Raw genomic sequence first — 510 nt, 5'->3', positions numbered from 1 at the left:
GAAGAGGGATTCGAACCCCCGCGGCCCGTTAAGGCCCTGTCGGTTTTCAAGACCGATCCCTTCAGCCGGACTTGGGTATTCCTCCACTTATTAAAAGAAATGCTATTAAATTATTAGATGGCGGTCTCGACGGGAATCGAACCCGCGATCTCCTGCGTGACAGGCAGGCGTGTTAACCGCTACACTACGAGACCAAATACGGAGGAAGAGGGATTCGAACCCCCGCGGGCCGTTAAGCCCCTGTCGGTTTTCAAGACCGATCCCTTCAGCCGGACTTGGGTATTCCTCCAAAATTATATGGACCTTGCAGGACTCGAACCTGCGACCGAACGGTTATGAGCCGTTAGCTCTAACCAACTGAGCTAAAGGTCCAAATTATAATTCTACAACTAATAATTAGTGGCGGTGGAGGGGATCGAACCCCCGACCTCACGGGTATGAACCGTACGCTCTAGCCAGCTGAGCTACACCGCCATTATGTAGTTTGAAAATTTGAATATGGTGGAGACT

General features: G+C 51.0%; 4 tRNA genes. All 4 read right to left on the bottom strand.

Annotated features, from left to right (window positions below):
- Nucleotides 1-118 precede the first annotated feature (118 nt).
- Nucleotides 119-194, bottom strand: a tRNA-Asp gene (locus CD147_RS11815).
- A 5-nt stretch (nt 195-199) separates the two neighbouring features.
- A tRNA-Ser gene (locus CD147_RS11810) sits at nt 200-289 on the bottom strand.
- A 9-nt stretch (nt 290-298) separates the two neighbouring features.
- Nucleotides 299-372 (bottom strand) — tRNA-Ile (locus CD147_RS11805).
- Nucleotides 373-400: 28 nt separating this feature from the next.
- Nucleotides 401-474: transfer RNA gene (locus CD147_RS11800), tRNA-Met, on the bottom strand.
- Nucleotides 475-510 lie beyond the last annotated feature (36 nt).

The sequence above is a fragment of the Staphylococcus devriesei genome, assembly GCF_002902625.1.
In the GTDB taxonomy this organism is placed as follows: Bacteria; Bacillota; Bacilli; order Staphylococcales; family Staphylococcaceae; genus Staphylococcus; species Staphylococcus devriesei.
Note: the sequence above shows the minus strand (reverse complement) of the source record. Positions and strands in the feature narration are given on the sequence as shown.